Raw genomic sequence first — 11,375 nt, forward strand, 5'->3', positions numbered from 1 at the left:
CATCATTATGGAGAATTTCCGAACTACTTCAATTAGCTGTCTATATTGGGGTGGCCGTTAGGCCGCACAGCGGCCGCTGAGCTCCGCAACCGTGGCCGCTGGCCACCGCCGTATGCAATGTATCTTACTATAATTGATTCCAAAGAAGGTCAGCAAAAGTTTGAATTTATATATAATAGATATAAAAAACTGATGTTTTATATAGCAAATAAAATTCTGGGTGATACGAGAGATTCTGAGGATACTGTGCATGATGCCTTTCTAAAAATTATTGAAATAATCGATGATATAAAAGACGTAGAGAGTCCCCAAACAAGATCATTGATCGTTACAATAACTGAAAATAAAGCGATAGATTTGTACCGCAAACGGCAAAGAAAAACAGTCCTGCCTTTTGAGGAGGAATACTTAGGAGTGCCAAATTGCTCGGATATTGAGAGCGTAGAAGATAATGAGGTAGTGACCAAAGCGATTGCCTCTCTGTCAGGAAAATATCGTGAGGTTCTTTTTCTGAAATATTCCCACGGATATTCTATAGATGAAATGGCGCTGATTCTTTCAATGTCAAAAGAGAATGTAAAGAAGACAATTCAACGAGCAAGAAGAAAGTTAGAACAAGCATTAAAAAATGAGGGGCAGATATGAAAATAACAGACTCACAGCTTTATAAGTATGTACCTAAAGCAGAAAAGTTGTGGTTGAGCTGGCTGCCGACGGATGAGGAAATTCCTGAACACATATTTTCTAAAAGATTTGAGAGGAAGATGAAGCGGTTGATTCGAAATCAGCGGCGTACACCAAGAATCAGGAAAATATTTCTTACAGCAAAACGGATCACGGCAGCTGTGTTGGTTTTAACCATGCTTAGTTTTTCGGGATTAATGACTGTAGAGGCATACCGTGAAAAATTTATTGAGATGATTACCGAAGTTATGGATGATTTGACACACTTTAAAATCTTCTCTTCTTGGAACGAAAGTATAAGAATGGGGGAAATTATATTTGGATATCTACCGGAAGGAATGTCTGAGGTTGAGCGAATGTGTGACGAGGAAACTCAGGGACAAATAATTTATTTTGAAGATTTAGATGGCAAACAGCTTAGAATAGATATACAGTTAGTAACAGAGGAAACAGACTATGAGATCATTTTGGATACGGAGCTTGTTGACTCTACTAAGGTTGATATAGCCGGAAACGAGGCAAAACTCGTTGTTAAAGGTGAGAGGAGTACGTTGTTGTGGAAAGATGAGCCCTTCATTTTGATGGTAACAGGAGATATGAATTCGGATGAGTTAATTCAAGTGGCTAAAGGGATTACAGTAACGACAAAATAAATTGAAAAAATTTTTGAAATTACTGTCCCATAATTGCTTCTTCATTCGTCACAATATATGAAAGGGAAGGGAGATGGTTTTTATGAGAAAGTATATTCCCAAGCAGTTCTTTGGCTTTTTCTGTGCCATTATATGCGCGTTCTCTCTGGCGATTCCAGGCTATGCTGTGGAATTGCCTGATCCCGATACGGATATCAGCTTTTATATGGAGAATATCTCAGATGCCCAGTGTGTGTTGAGTATTCGAAACGGGAAAGCAGCAGCGCGTGTTAGCGTGAATGGAAATCGTGGAGCGGAACGTAGCAAAATCATCTTGGAGATTCAAAAACAGCGGGGAAGTCAATGGGTCACTGTTGAGTCTTGGAGTGTGGAGGAAGATGGACGGAATGCATCTCTCAGCAAATCAGTAGAAGCCGAGAAGGGGACAACATACCGAGCAAAAGCTGAAGTAACTGTGTGGATTAATGGAAAATCGGAAACAAAAACTATAACCACCACAGGGAAGACGGCATGAATAGATCCCTGCCTATAGGCAGGGATGCGGAGAAGAATCTCCGCATCTGAAAGTGTTATAGAAGAAATTCTATATTATTTTGATTGTGAAAGGATGGTATAACATGAAAAAAGGAAGAATCGCAATTAGTCTCATCTGTGCAACGGCATTGACCAGTGTAGCTATGCTCCCTGCTTTTGCAGCATCGGAGCCGGATGATGTTCCTGCTGCGGCGATTGGGCACGCTTGTGCCATCAACACAAATGCAACCTTTGCTGCCTCCGACGAGATTCCTGAAGAAATCATTATCGAAGGAGAGCCTGGTGACTTCTTTGTTGTTGGCGATCTCGTCTTTGAGATTGTTACACCAGAAGAGGTCGAATCTGTAGTGACCGCCCCCGAAACCAGGGCAAGCACTTCTCGATGGAGCATTTCTCTTTCCGGAACCGAGATGAGTAAGGGGATTGAAGTAACGTCTTCTTATCCGCACGCGAAGGTGTGGGTCGACAACAAGGGTTCCCAAAGTATCAAATTCACGATTACGAAGGGGTCCGAAACGGGAAGCGTTGTGAAGGGAACCAGCGTTTCTATTGCTGCAGGTACTTCTACAAGTGTTTATAGTACGAATAAGTGGCCTGCGGATACCTATTATGCCAACTTTACCTGTGGAAAGGCAGAAATGAAGGGGTCTGCCGCCTGCCGTGTAGCATCCACCATTCCTGAACTCGATATTTAAAAGCAATTTAAGAAGGACTGAAGCGGCAGCCAATTGTATTGGCTGCCGCTTCTAATTATTTTTAGAGGATACGAAGGGATGGTACCTTGATATTTTGTGCTATAACGGTTTACCCGTTTGCGAGAGCTGTGAACGGGTAAACCGTTATCCGGTTGTTTTCCTGCGTATGCTGTTGACTTCCTCGTTTATTTATGGTAGTATGAGGATGGGTTAGAAGAGTATTTTGCGGGGCTGCGGTCGGCGTCAGCTGAGTGCTGCAGCAGGATTCGATGCTCGTCTGGGCGAGGGTAAATAGTAATTAGGCCCAGAGCGTCTTGGCCGGGAGCTGCCGGTCAGGGGTTTAGCAGTTTGCTAATACAGAAGCCATATCAGGGTTGATACTCCTGTATGGTGTGCGGGCTTGCCGAAGTAACCTTTGTGAACTGGAAAGCACACCATGGACCCCAGAGTAAGTAATCTTTGTGAAAGCCTGGGTAAGCAAAATGTATCATGTCCCTACCCACCTTCTGATAGTAGCCAGGATACTGTAGATCTCCTGGAGAGCCGCACCCTCTACAAAAGTGCCGACAGATCTCGAACTGCCGTAGATCTCAATAAATCGGGGCTGCACACATAAGCAGTTCAAAAAAGTGTCGGGAGCAATCCCAAAACCGTCACACATAAGACGCTAAAAAGTGTATTTGCCGATTGCCGAGTCTCCGAGGGGAGCTGACATGAGGCGGCCTTAGCTTTAACGAAATACATGATGAATAGAAAAATAGAGTTATAGAAAAGTAGTTTACTATAAATATATTTTTATAAATTTATAGTTATATAGTTTTTGCAAGAAAGGAGGATGCTGCATGGGCCGACGCAACAAGGCATACTCCAAGGATCTTCACCAGCAAGCCTATGACCGCTTGACTGGGATGCAGGCGTTTGGCGAGAGCAAGAAGGAGGCGGTGGCCAACGGAACGGAGAAGGAGAAGATCTTCTCCTTCAATACCTACAAGTCATATTGGAAGCATACAAAGTATTTCATCAAGTACATCAAGGAAAATCACCCGGAATGCACTACATTGAAGAGCGCAAAAAAATATGTGAATGAGTGGCTGCAGGCCAGGGTGGACCAGGGCCTTTCTGCATGGACGGTCCAGCTAGAGGCCAAGGCCATGGGAAAGCTGTACGGCATTTCTCCGGATGATGAAAACTACTTCAAGCCCCCAAAACGGAACCGGGAGGACATCAAACGGAGCCGCGGAGACCGGGTGAGAGACAAGCATTTTTCAAAGACCAATAATGACGAGCTGATCAAGTTCTGCAAGGGGACGGGCCTGCGCCGGGCGGAACTGGGAGAGCTGCGAGGGAAAGACCTGGTTACCAGGGAGGAGATCGAGGCGGAGATTTCCCAGCTGGAGAGCCGGCCGGCAGCGGAGCTGACGCCAGCTGACACAAAGCGGCTTGAAATGCTCCAGGACACCCGGTTGTTCGAGGGGGACTACTTTACCCATGTCCGCAACGGAAAGGGCGGCAGGGCGCGTCTAAGCCCCATCATCGGCCCGGATTCGGCGCAGATTATAGAGCGGATGCAGAACACCCCCGGCGAGGAAAAGGTGTGGCAGCACGTCCACAAGAGCGCCGACATTCATGGTTATCGGGCGGAGTATGCCACGGCCATGTATAAGGCCCATGCTCGCCCCATCGAGGAGATTCCTTATGACCGGGTGAACCGTGGGACCGGCAGGAAGTATCAGAGTGAAGTTTATACCTGCAGGAAGGACGAGGCCGGCAGGAAGCTGGATAAGGCTGCTATGCTGGTGTGCAGTAAGGCCCTGGGACATAACCGGATCAGTGTCGTGGCCGACAACTACATCCGGGGGCTGTAAGGAGGGTGGGCCGTGAGCGAGTTCGTAAAAAAGACGATGATAGGATATAAAGAGCTGGACAGTGGCCACGCTGACCCGGAGTGTACTCATGTGATCCTGACTCTGAAGGAGTACGATGGTCTTTTGCGGGAGATCTCCCAGGCGGAACAGAAGGCCAGGGACGAAAAGAGAAAGGCTGAGGAAGAAAAAAGATCTTCCCAGAGCAGGGAGCAGCAGACAGTTCAAAAGGCAAACCAGGTTATAGAAAAATGGATGAAGGCGCTGGAAAAAGAGAAGGCGGAAAGCGCCTATCAGAAAGGGCTGAATGAAAACCTGCTGCGTATTGCCAGGGAAAGGGCTAATGCGGATCGAAAGCTGAAGCCCAAGAAAGAACATTCCGGCTATGTGGTGGTAGTGTCATCAGAAAAAGTTTATCGCTATAAGTATAACCGTAGGTTGGAAGCAGTGAAGTTATGGGAAACTGTGATTCAAAGCCCGTATTCGATAGAGTTTCCAGCAAAAGAGGCAAAGAAGCTGATACTGCAAGAGTTTTTTCCAGAAACCGGGGAGTGGGAAGCTGCCAGGTTAGGGATAGAACGATGGGTTGCCGGTGACTATGAGGATTTCCTGAGTGCTGCGGATAAAAACGAGGAATTTATGAAGCAGAATGTGGCTCTGATGGGATACCGGAGTTTCAGGGCCAACTATCGGGCAGGGTACTGGGAAGTGGTGTTAGTTCATACAAGGCCCTTGGGGGTTGTCCCGAAGGATATGCGAGTGAGCTGAAGGAGGTAGAGAAGCTGTATCTCGCCGCATAAAAATTGGCCAGCAACACATGGGCTGCTGGCCGAGAAAACTCCATATTTTTTCAGTTCTCTTAATGAGGAATGGTGCAAGTTTGGGGCTTTTTATTTCGTTGTACACTCCTTTGTTTTGAACTGCGGAGTGGCAACATAGTTCGGTGGAGGTGTGATCAACGCTAATGCGTGTACCGTATATGTTGTTTTACTTTTTAACCCATTGAAAGTATCATCTATGCTGCAAAAAATTGCATCATCTTCCGATTCTGAATTAAAGTCAACATATATGCCATCTTCGTTGTAAAGAGTTACTGCGATTCCCAATTTAGGACAAGGGATTGTGCTCAGTAAACTACTGGTATAATCAATAGAATCTGTTGTTGGATCTACAGTCAACTTAAAAGCTGTTATGCCTAAGTCAATGGAACGGTCTTGAGTATCAGCATTTTCTATAGGGAGGATGAATCCGGTGGATGTAGTATCATCATTTTCAATAGGGAAGGTAAATCCGGTAGATGCAATATCAGCATTTTCTGCAGGGAGGATGAATCCAGTAGATGTAGTATCATCATCTAACAGTATGGAATTAAAAATTTGTTTCTCCTCCGGAGACAAAGCAGCAAATCCGTCTGGATCGAAATAACGATAAAGGTCACCCCATGTAGAATTTGCAGAAGGAATAAAGCCCTTTTCAGTTGTTTGTACATCGGAAGCAAGAGCGGGAATAGAGGAAAGGGATACTATGGCTGTAACAACTAAAGCCGAACAAAGAATTTTAGAGAAAATCTTCCTCATTATTTCTGACCTCCATTATGTATTTTTGTAAAACTTATCCATAAGATAGTATATAATTACTTGAGTAATTTGTCAAGTTGACCTCTCTATAATTTGTGATAAAAGAGGGCATTAGGAGAAAATTAAGAGTATGCGAGCGAGCTGAAGGAGGTAGAGACGATAAAACTGGGGCTGTGTGCAGAGGATGCGGTAACGCATAACCTGACTGTGGTATGGACTGGCCTTGATGCCGGGGAGCTTAAAGAAGGGGAGCAGCTGGAGATCCAGGTAGCTGGGCACTGGATTGAGGCAGAGCTGGAGCGTGATTCTGACGGTGGATGGTGCTGGCGGGACCTGGAGAGCGGCTGGGTGCTGCGGCGTACCAATGTGGCCCCCATTGGGGTTAGGAAAGATAATGTCTGAAATTAGCCTGTCCAGGGACCTTGAAAGAATGCCCAGGACAGGCTATAATAACAGCAAAAATAGGGAATTAACTTCATTGATAATATATGCCCCATAGAGGCAGGGGATGACCAGGCTGGATATAGCTCAAATTGCGTTTATCGAAAATAGGGAATTAACTTCATTGATAATATATGTCCCATAAAAGGCCTTTTTGGGCCTGGAAAAATAGTCTTATTTTTCTCTCGGACAGGGAGAAAGTCGGAGGGGAAATAGGGGGTGGGCGGAGGCTGTGGGAATGTGGTAAACCCGTAGGGTTTTCCATCATTTCCATGGCCGGAGCCAGGGGGGAAAGGGGGAGGTGACTTTCTCTTTAAGGCCCCGGAGGGGCCGCTCTTTGGCTCCTCCTTTCCCCCCTCCCGCCCGCAGGCGTTCCCCGCTGCAGCGGATTTTCTTTTTGTTACTTTTCCTTTTGGAGGTGATTGCTTTGTTTATTAGGAGACGGAAAGGAAAACCAGAAGAAAGTAAGACTGTCCGGCAATGGGCGCTTTTGGGGCGGATACCCATAGATCCGCTACAGCCGTGTTACATATGGGAGACACAGACCGATGGGCCGGTAACGGTTTATTATCATGAGGATAATACCAGAGAAATGACAGAAGAGGAAAAGGCAGATTTTTTAGCAGATCAGAAGGGCTATGGTCAGAGGTATTTGCAGCTGATAATTCAGGAGAAAAGGCGGTTGAAGAAAGAGCGTGGTGGTACAGAGTGAGGGATAAACAGGATAATATGGAGCAGCTGCGGGTGTTGTATCAAGAAAAAAATGAGCATTTGGAGAAATTCCTGGAGCCGGTCACGCCATTTGAGTTCTATCGGGAGATCTTCCCGGTAGGTAGTTTTGAGAGAAAGGGTCATTTTGAGGACGCAAAAGGAAACGGGATTGCGGTGACGGTGCCGAAGGCCGCAGGGATTGCCCTGGAGATCCAGGAGGAAGGCAAGGCCAAACGCTACACCATCACCGATGAACTGTCGGAGCTGTCGGAGGTCTATGATACGGACTTCACCATTATGTCCCCTCTGTCTTATTTTGGCCGGCGGCGGTGCGGTAAGAATGCCCGGTATCTCTATGCCCTGGTCTTTGACCTGGATGGGGTGGGGATGCCCCAGCTCCGGGACACGCTGCACCAGATGAACAAGGATATTCTTCCCCAGGCAACCTTTGTCGTAAACAGTGGGACGGGGCTTCACCTGTATTATGTCCTGGAGGAGCCGATTCCTATGTACCCGCACAATCAGAAGTGCTTGAAGGAGCTGAAATATTCCCTCACCCGGCAGATCTGGAACAGGTATACCTCCACCATCAAGGAGCCGCAGATGCAGGGCATATTGCAGGGGTTCCGGGTGGTTGGCTCCGGCTCCAAACTTGGTCGGGAATACCCTGTGACGGCCTACCGGCTCGGCGGGAAGGTGACGCTGGAAAAACTGCTGGAGTTTATCCCGGATAGCAACGGGGAGCAGCAGAAGCTCCTGGGACTCATGCGGAAAAGTCGGCTCTCGCTGGCCGAGGCGAAGGAGAAGTACCCGGACTGGTATGAGCGGCGGATTGTCAGGAAGGAGCGGCGGGGCCGCTGGACGGTCAAGCGGGATCTTTACGATTGGTGGCTGCACCGGATCAGGGACGAGATCCGGGTTGGCCATCGATTCTATGGCATTATGACGCTGGCGATTTATGCGAAGAAGTGTGGGATAGATGAAGAGGAACTGCGGGAGGATGCCTTTTCTCTGCTGAAACCCTATGACGATATGAGCGTGGAGGACATCAATCGCTTCACGAAGGATGATGTGGTGTGCGCCCTGGAGATGTTCAATGAGGACTATGTGACATTTCCCAGGGACGATATAGCGAAGCTCTCCGGCCTGACTATGCCAGTGAACAAGAGAAACTGGCGTAAGCAGAGTGAACATATAAGACTGATGAATTTGATTCGTGATGAAATCAATGGTAATAAGGACTGGCGCAATAAGAATGGACGGCCCATCGGCAGCGGGACAGCCCAGGAGCGAGTACATGAATGGCGTCAGCAGCATCCGGAGGGGCGCAAGGCCGACTGCCACCGGGATACCGGCCTTGACCCTAAGACGATCCGAAAGTGGTGGGAATACCCGTCCAGAGCTGTGTGCGATTTCTCTCTTTTAGGTGGTGAGTAATCTATAGATGTCCACACATTAAAAATTAACAATATTCGCTTGCAATGCAAATGTATATTGAATATACTGATAGTAGAAAATAGCAGTTACGGAAGGAGCGATATTATGGCGAACAAAGAAAATACGACACTTCGGATTGAGCCGGATCTGAAGAGACAGGCAGCAGCTCTTTTTAAGGCTCTCGGAATGGATTTGAGTACGGCAACGGGTATTTTTTACAGGCAGGCACTTCGGTATCAGGGCTTGCCGTTTGACGTCAGACTGGATGAGCCTAATGAAGTTACCTATGCTGCGATGGATGCAGCAGAAAAAGACGAGGATATGTATGGCCCGTTTGATAGCGTGGCGGATCTGATGGAGGCTCTGAATGCTTAAACCAGAATTTTCGGGGCAGTTCAAGAAAGATTACAAGCTGGCGGTTAAAAGGGGCTGTGATCCTAAAAAGCTGGAAGAGGTAATTTCCCTTTTATGCAGTGAAACACCGCTGCCAGAGAAGTATCGGGATCACGCCCTTACCAATTCGAGGAACTATAAAGACATGAGAGAGTGTCATATACAGCCGGATTGGTTGCTGGTCTATAAGATTGTTCAAGATATGCTTATTTTGAAGTTAATTCGTACAGGTTCGCATAGCGATTTGTTTTAGGAGCGTGTCAGATGGGTGAGCTGGTCGAAGTAACGCTGGAGATTGATATAGAGCTGAAAATGAAAGCAGAAAAGGTTTGTGCTGAAAATGGTTTGACCTTGGAAGAAGCATTCGTTTTATTTGCTGAAGAAACAGCTCGCCTGGGGAGATTCCCTTTTGAGCTGGATAGCTTCACTTCCGACATTTTTGAGGGTGGCCGTGACCAGGAGATTCAAGAAGAACGGGAAGGTTTCTGAGCTATAGGGAGAAGTTTATGAATGTCCATAAGCAGGAACAGTCCTCTGGAGCAGGGGATAGCACTTTCTATTTGGAAAAGCTGAAAAGAGGGCTTGAACAGGTGCGTGCGGGCCTTGGGATTACAAAGACCATGGAAGAGCTGGAGGCGATGGGAAAAGATGAAAGCTAAGGTGTTGCAGATCGGCTACGAGCCGGAGCGTGATCGCCTGACCTGGGATGGTTGGGACATTCACTGTGGCCAGGGAATGGAGGTGCTACTTCCGGATCGGCTCGATGGCGGAACATGGCTGGTCGTCTCCTTTGAGTACAATGACGAGGGATGGTATATGCCTGGGTGTCCTGGTGTTTCTCCAGTGGGCCTGTGGGCACGCGAGAGAGCGGAGGGTTGATATGAACTGCCGCTATACGGATGAAGAGCTGAAGGAAGATGTAGAGCGTACCATCGGGATCAGAGCGAAGGATATTGAGAAGATCCAGTTCTGCGGCCTGTGGCACATTCGATTCCGGGCCTTTGGTACGGACTTTTATTATTATCGTGCCGATTCCGATGACACGGTGCATTTAGTTGAGTCACCCTGGCAATGGGAGTAAAGATGGAAAAAGCCGGCCAAACCAGGCCGGCTTTTTCTTGTTTTCTGAATCTCTATATTGCTATAAAAATAGATATATAGTAAAATAGAAATAAAGATACATAGAAAACTATAATCCTATAATTGTAGAAGGAGTGTGACAAATGATAATTGCAGTAGCCAATCAGAAAGGTGGCGTCGGAAAGACGACCACGGCCCAGGCACTTGCTGCAGGTCTGGCCGGGAAGGGGTATAAGGTGCTGGGCATTGATCTCGATCCCCAAGGGAACTTCTCATCGGCCTGTGGCGTGGAGAGCTACAATGTACCTACGGTCTATGAGGTGATGAAACGGGGGGCCACCATCCAGGATGCCATGCAGCGCACCAAGGGAGGCTATGATGTTGTGCCGGCGAATATCATGCTGGCCGGAGCTGAGCAAGAGCTGTCCCAGACTGGGAAAGAACATCGGCTGAAAGAGGCCGTGGCTCCGGTCGCCGGCGACTATGACTTCATTGTGATCGACACACCGCCCTCCCTGGGAGTGCTGACAGTAAATGCCTTCACTTGTGCCACCGATATTCTGATTCCAACTACGGCCGGGATCTTCGCTACGGCCGGGATCTCCCAGCTCAGTGAGACAGTCACCAGCGTTCAGAAGTATTGCAATCCTGGTGTGAAGATCAGGGGCATTCTCTTTACCAGGTTCAATCCCAGGGCAAATATTAGCCGGCAGATTAAGGAGCTGGCGGAGCAGCTGAGTGAATATATCTCGGCGCCGATCTACAAGACCTATATTCGCTCTGCAGTGGCCGTGGAGGAGGCCCAGGCAAACCGGGCCGATATATTTGACTATGCGGGGAAGTCCACGGTGGCAGAGGATTACAGGTCGTTTATTGAGGAGTTTTTGAAAGGAGTTAATGGGTGATGGCAGGGAAAGCGAAGTTTGACCAGGAGGCAGCGTTCAAGTCTATCATTGGAGCTGACCGAGAGCTGAAGGTTGGTAGTCGGGAGACACCTATTGCAAAAGGGAGGAATAAGGATCGAGTGCAGCGGTCGTACTTTCTGGATAGAGATATAGACAAGGCGCTACGGCGCATGGCAATAGATGAGGAGAAGAACCTTACGGAGACAATTAATAATATCTTGCGAAAAGGATTAGAAAAATATATGTGATTATTGAAAGAGAAAATAAGTAACATGTTAATGTATCTGCATTCTGCGGCGCTCGGCGGCCACCGGTGCGGTCACCAGCGGCCACCTTGCGGCGCAGCGGCCACCCGTAATTAGGTGGTCATTTTAGGTTTAATCACCACGGTGTAGTGCTTTGT

Annotated in this window: 18 protein-coding genes; 17 read left to right on the forward strand and 1 reads right to left on the reverse strand. The window is 47.6% G+C overall.

The genetic code is table 11. From position 1 onward, the window contains the following. The first annotated feature begins 117 nt into the window (after nucleotides 1–117). The 6 genes from ACEVJL_RS16365 to ACEVJL_RS16390 all read left to right on the forward strand — a co-directional run bounded on the left by ACEVJL_RS16365 (nucleotide 118) and on the right by ACEVJL_RS16390 (nucleotide 5,196). Complete coding sequence (locus ACEVJL_RS16365; RefSeq protein ID WP_374738439.1) at nucleotides 118–645, forward strand: RNA polymerase sigma factor; 528 nt, start codon at nucleotides 118–120, stop codon at nucleotides 643–645. Further along, nucleotides 642–1,337, forward strand: a complete 696-nt coding sequence (locus ACEVJL_RS16370) for a DUF4367 domain-containing protein (RefSeq protein WP_343121281.1) — start codon at nucleotides 642–644, stop codon at nucleotides 1,335–1,337. Before ACEVJL_RS16365 ends, ACEVJL_RS16370 begins: the two co-directional genes overlap by 4 nt. 82 nt (nucleotides 1,338–1,419) lie before the next feature. Next, entirely contained in the window at nucleotides 1,420–1,851 is a 432-nt protein-coding gene (locus ACEVJL_RS16375; protein WP_343121280.1) for a hypothetical protein, read from the forward strand. A gap of 103 nt (nucleotides 1,852–1,954) precedes the next feature. Continuing rightward, a complete protein-coding gene (locus ACEVJL_RS16380) occupies nucleotides 1,955–2,566 on the forward strand; it encodes a hypothetical protein (RefSeq protein ID WP_149929504.1) in 612 nt (203 codons plus the stop codon). Nucleotides 2,567–3,408: 842 nt separating this feature from the next. Next, nucleotides 3,409–4,431: a hypothetical protein gene (locus ACEVJL_RS16385; protein WP_374738440.1), complete on the forward strand. Its 1,023-nt coding sequence runs from the start codon at nucleotides 3,409–3,411 to the stop codon at nucleotides 4,429–4,431. Nucleotides 4,432–4,443: 12 nt separating this feature from the next. Continuing rightward, the gene (locus ACEVJL_RS16390) at nucleotides 4,444–5,196 is read left to right on the forward strand and encodes a hypothetical protein (protein ID WP_374738441.1); all 753 of its coding nucleotides are present in this window, start codon (nucleotides 4,444–4,446) and stop codon (nucleotides 5,194–5,196) included. Between the two features lie 122 nt (nucleotides 5,197–5,318). Here ACEVJL_RS16390 and ACEVJL_RS16395 read toward each other — a convergent pair whose 3' ends face one another. Beyond that, nucleotides 5,319–6,005, reverse strand: a complete 687-nt coding sequence (locus tag ACEVJL_RS16395; RefSeq protein ID WP_374738442.1) for a hypothetical protein — start codon at nucleotides 6,003–6,005, stop codon at nucleotides 5,319–5,321. Between the two features lie 207 nt (nucleotides 6,006–6,212). On the opposite strand from ACEVJL_RS16395, the gene ACEVJL_RS16400 reads away from it, so the two are divergent. The 11 genes from ACEVJL_RS16400 (at nucleotide 6,213) to ACEVJL_RS16450 (ending at nucleotide 11,220) form a co-directional block, all read left to right on the forward strand. Further along, complete coding sequence (locus ACEVJL_RS16400) at nucleotides 6,213–6,407, forward strand: hypothetical protein (protein WP_374738443.1); 195 nt, start codon at nucleotides 6,213–6,215, stop codon at nucleotides 6,405–6,407. Nucleotides 6,408–6,783: 376 nt separating this feature from the next. Next, a complete protein-coding gene (locus tag ACEVJL_RS16405; protein ID WP_374738444.1) occupies nucleotides 6,784–7,158 on the forward strand; it encodes a hypothetical protein in 375 nt (124 codons plus the stop codon). Beyond that, nucleotides 7,155–8,594, forward strand: coding sequence for a hypothetical protein (locus ACEVJL_RS16410; RefSeq protein ID WP_374738445.1), 1,440 nt, complete (start codon nucleotides 7,155–7,157; stop codon nucleotides 8,592–8,594). Before ACEVJL_RS16405 ends, ACEVJL_RS16410 begins: the two co-directional genes overlap by 4 nt. Nucleotides 8,595–8,699: 105 nt before the next feature. Next, on the forward strand, nucleotides 8,700–8,969 hold the full coding sequence (locus ACEVJL_RS16415; protein WP_374738446.1) for a type II toxin-antitoxin system RelB/DinJ family antitoxin: 270 nt from the start codon (nucleotides 8,700–8,702) through the stop codon (nucleotides 8,967–8,969). After that, nucleotides 8,962–9,240: a type II toxin-antitoxin system YafQ family toxin gene (locus ACEVJL_RS16420; protein ID WP_374738447.1), complete on the forward strand. Its 279-nt coding sequence runs from the start codon at nucleotides 8,962–8,964 to the stop codon at nucleotides 9,238–9,240. Before ACEVJL_RS16415 ends, ACEVJL_RS16420 begins: the two co-directional genes overlap by 8 nt. 11 nt (nucleotides 9,241–9,251) lie before the next feature. Next, nucleotides 9,252–9,476: a type II toxin-antitoxin system RelB/DinJ family antitoxin gene (locus ACEVJL_RS16425; RefSeq protein WP_374738448.1), complete on the forward strand. Its 225-nt coding sequence runs from the start codon at nucleotides 9,252–9,254 to the stop codon at nucleotides 9,474–9,476. A 17-nt stretch (nucleotides 9,477–9,493) separates the two neighbouring features. Then, the gene (locus tag ACEVJL_RS16430; protein ID WP_374738449.1) at nucleotides 9,494–9,646 is read left to right on the forward strand and encodes a hypothetical protein; all 153 of its coding nucleotides are present in this window, start codon (nucleotides 9,494–9,496) and stop codon (nucleotides 9,644–9,646) included. Continuing rightward, nucleotides 9,636–9,866, forward strand: coding sequence for a DUF5348 domain-containing protein (locus ACEVJL_RS16435; protein ID WP_374738450.1), 231 nt, complete (start codon nucleotides 9,636–9,638; stop codon nucleotides 9,864–9,866). Before ACEVJL_RS16430 ends, ACEVJL_RS16435 begins: the two co-directional genes overlap by 11 nt. 1 nt (nucleotide 9,867) lies before the next feature. Beyond that, nucleotides 9,868–10,068: a hypothetical protein gene (locus ACEVJL_RS16440; RefSeq protein ID WP_374738451.1), complete on the forward strand. Its 201-nt coding sequence runs from the start codon at nucleotides 9,868–9,870 to the stop codon at nucleotides 10,066–10,068. Nucleotides 10,069–10,210: 142 nt separating this feature from the next. Continuing rightward, nucleotides 10,211–10,972: a ParA family protein gene (locus ACEVJL_RS16445; protein ID WP_374738452.1), complete on the forward strand. Its 762-nt coding sequence runs from the start codon at nucleotides 10,211–10,213 to the stop codon at nucleotides 10,970–10,972. Continuing rightward, nucleotides 10,972–11,220 carry a hypothetical protein gene (locus ACEVJL_RS16450; RefSeq protein ID WP_374738453.1) on the forward strand — a complete coding sequence of 83 codons (249 nt, stop codon included), beginning with the start codon at nucleotides 10,972–10,974 and terminating at the stop codon, nucleotides 11,218–11,220. Before ACEVJL_RS16445 ends, ACEVJL_RS16450 begins: the two co-directional genes overlap by 1 nt. Nucleotides 11,221–11,375: the final 155 nt, after the last annotated feature.

It is taken from the genome of Flintibacter porci (assembly GCF_041925195.1).
Taxonomy (GTDB): domain Bacteria; phylum Bacillota; class Clostridia; order Oscillospirales; family Oscillospiraceae; genus Lawsonibacter; species Lawsonibacter porci.

Coding starts and splice junctions, on each gene's coding strand:
- ACEVJL_RS16440 (WP_374738451.1), top strand. CDS start 9,868: ATGAACTGCCGCTATACGGATGAAGAGCTGAAGGAAGATGTAGAGCGT.
- ACEVJL_RS16450 (WP_374738453.1), top strand. CDS start 10,972: ATGGCAGGGAAAGCGAAGTTTGACCAGGAGGCAGCGTTCAAGTCTATC.
- ACEVJL_RS16425 (WP_374738448.1), top strand. CDS start 9,252: ATGGGTGAGCTGGTCGAAGTAACGCTGGAGATTGATATAGAGCTGAAA.
- ACEVJL_RS16445 (WP_374738452.1), top strand. CDS start 10,211: ATGATAATTGCAGTAGCCAATCAGAAAGGTGGCGTCGGAAAGACGACC.
- ACEVJL_RS16365 (WP_374738439.1), top strand. CDS start 118: ATGTATCTTACTATAATTGATTCCAAAGAAGGTCAGCAAAAGTTTGAA.
- ACEVJL_RS16420 (WP_374738447.1), top strand. CDS start 8,962: ATGCTTAAACCAGAATTTTCGGGGCAGTTCAAGAAAGATTACAAGCTG.
- ACEVJL_RS16370 (WP_343121281.1), top strand. CDS start 642: ATGAAAATAACAGACTCACAGCTTTATAAGTATGTACCTAAAGCAGAA.
- ACEVJL_RS16385 (WP_374738440.1), top strand. CDS start 3,409: ATGGGCCGACGCAACAAGGCATACTCCAAGGATCTTCACCAGCAAGCC.
- ACEVJL_RS16415 (WP_374738446.1), top strand. CDS start 8,700: ATGGCGAACAAAGAAAATACGACACTTCGGATTGAGCCGGATCTGAAG.
- ACEVJL_RS16380 (WP_149929504.1), top strand. CDS start 1,955: ATGAAAAAAGGAAGAATCGCAATTAGTCTCATCTGTGCAACGGCATTG.
- ACEVJL_RS16375 (WP_343121280.1), top strand. CDS start 1,420: ATGAGAAAGTATATTCCCAAGCAGTTCTTTGGCTTTTTCTGTGCCATT.
- ACEVJL_RS16435 (WP_374738450.1), top strand. CDS start 9,636: ATGAAAGCTAAGGTGTTGCAGATCGGCTACGAGCCGGAGCGTGATCGC.
- ACEVJL_RS16395 (WP_374738442.1), bottom strand. CDS start 6,005: ATGAGGAAGATTTTCTCTAAAATTCTTTGTTCGGCTTTAGTTGTTACA.
- ACEVJL_RS16430 (WP_374738449.1), top strand. CDS start 9,494: ATGAATGTCCATAAGCAGGAACAGTCCTCTGGAGCAGGGGATAGCACT.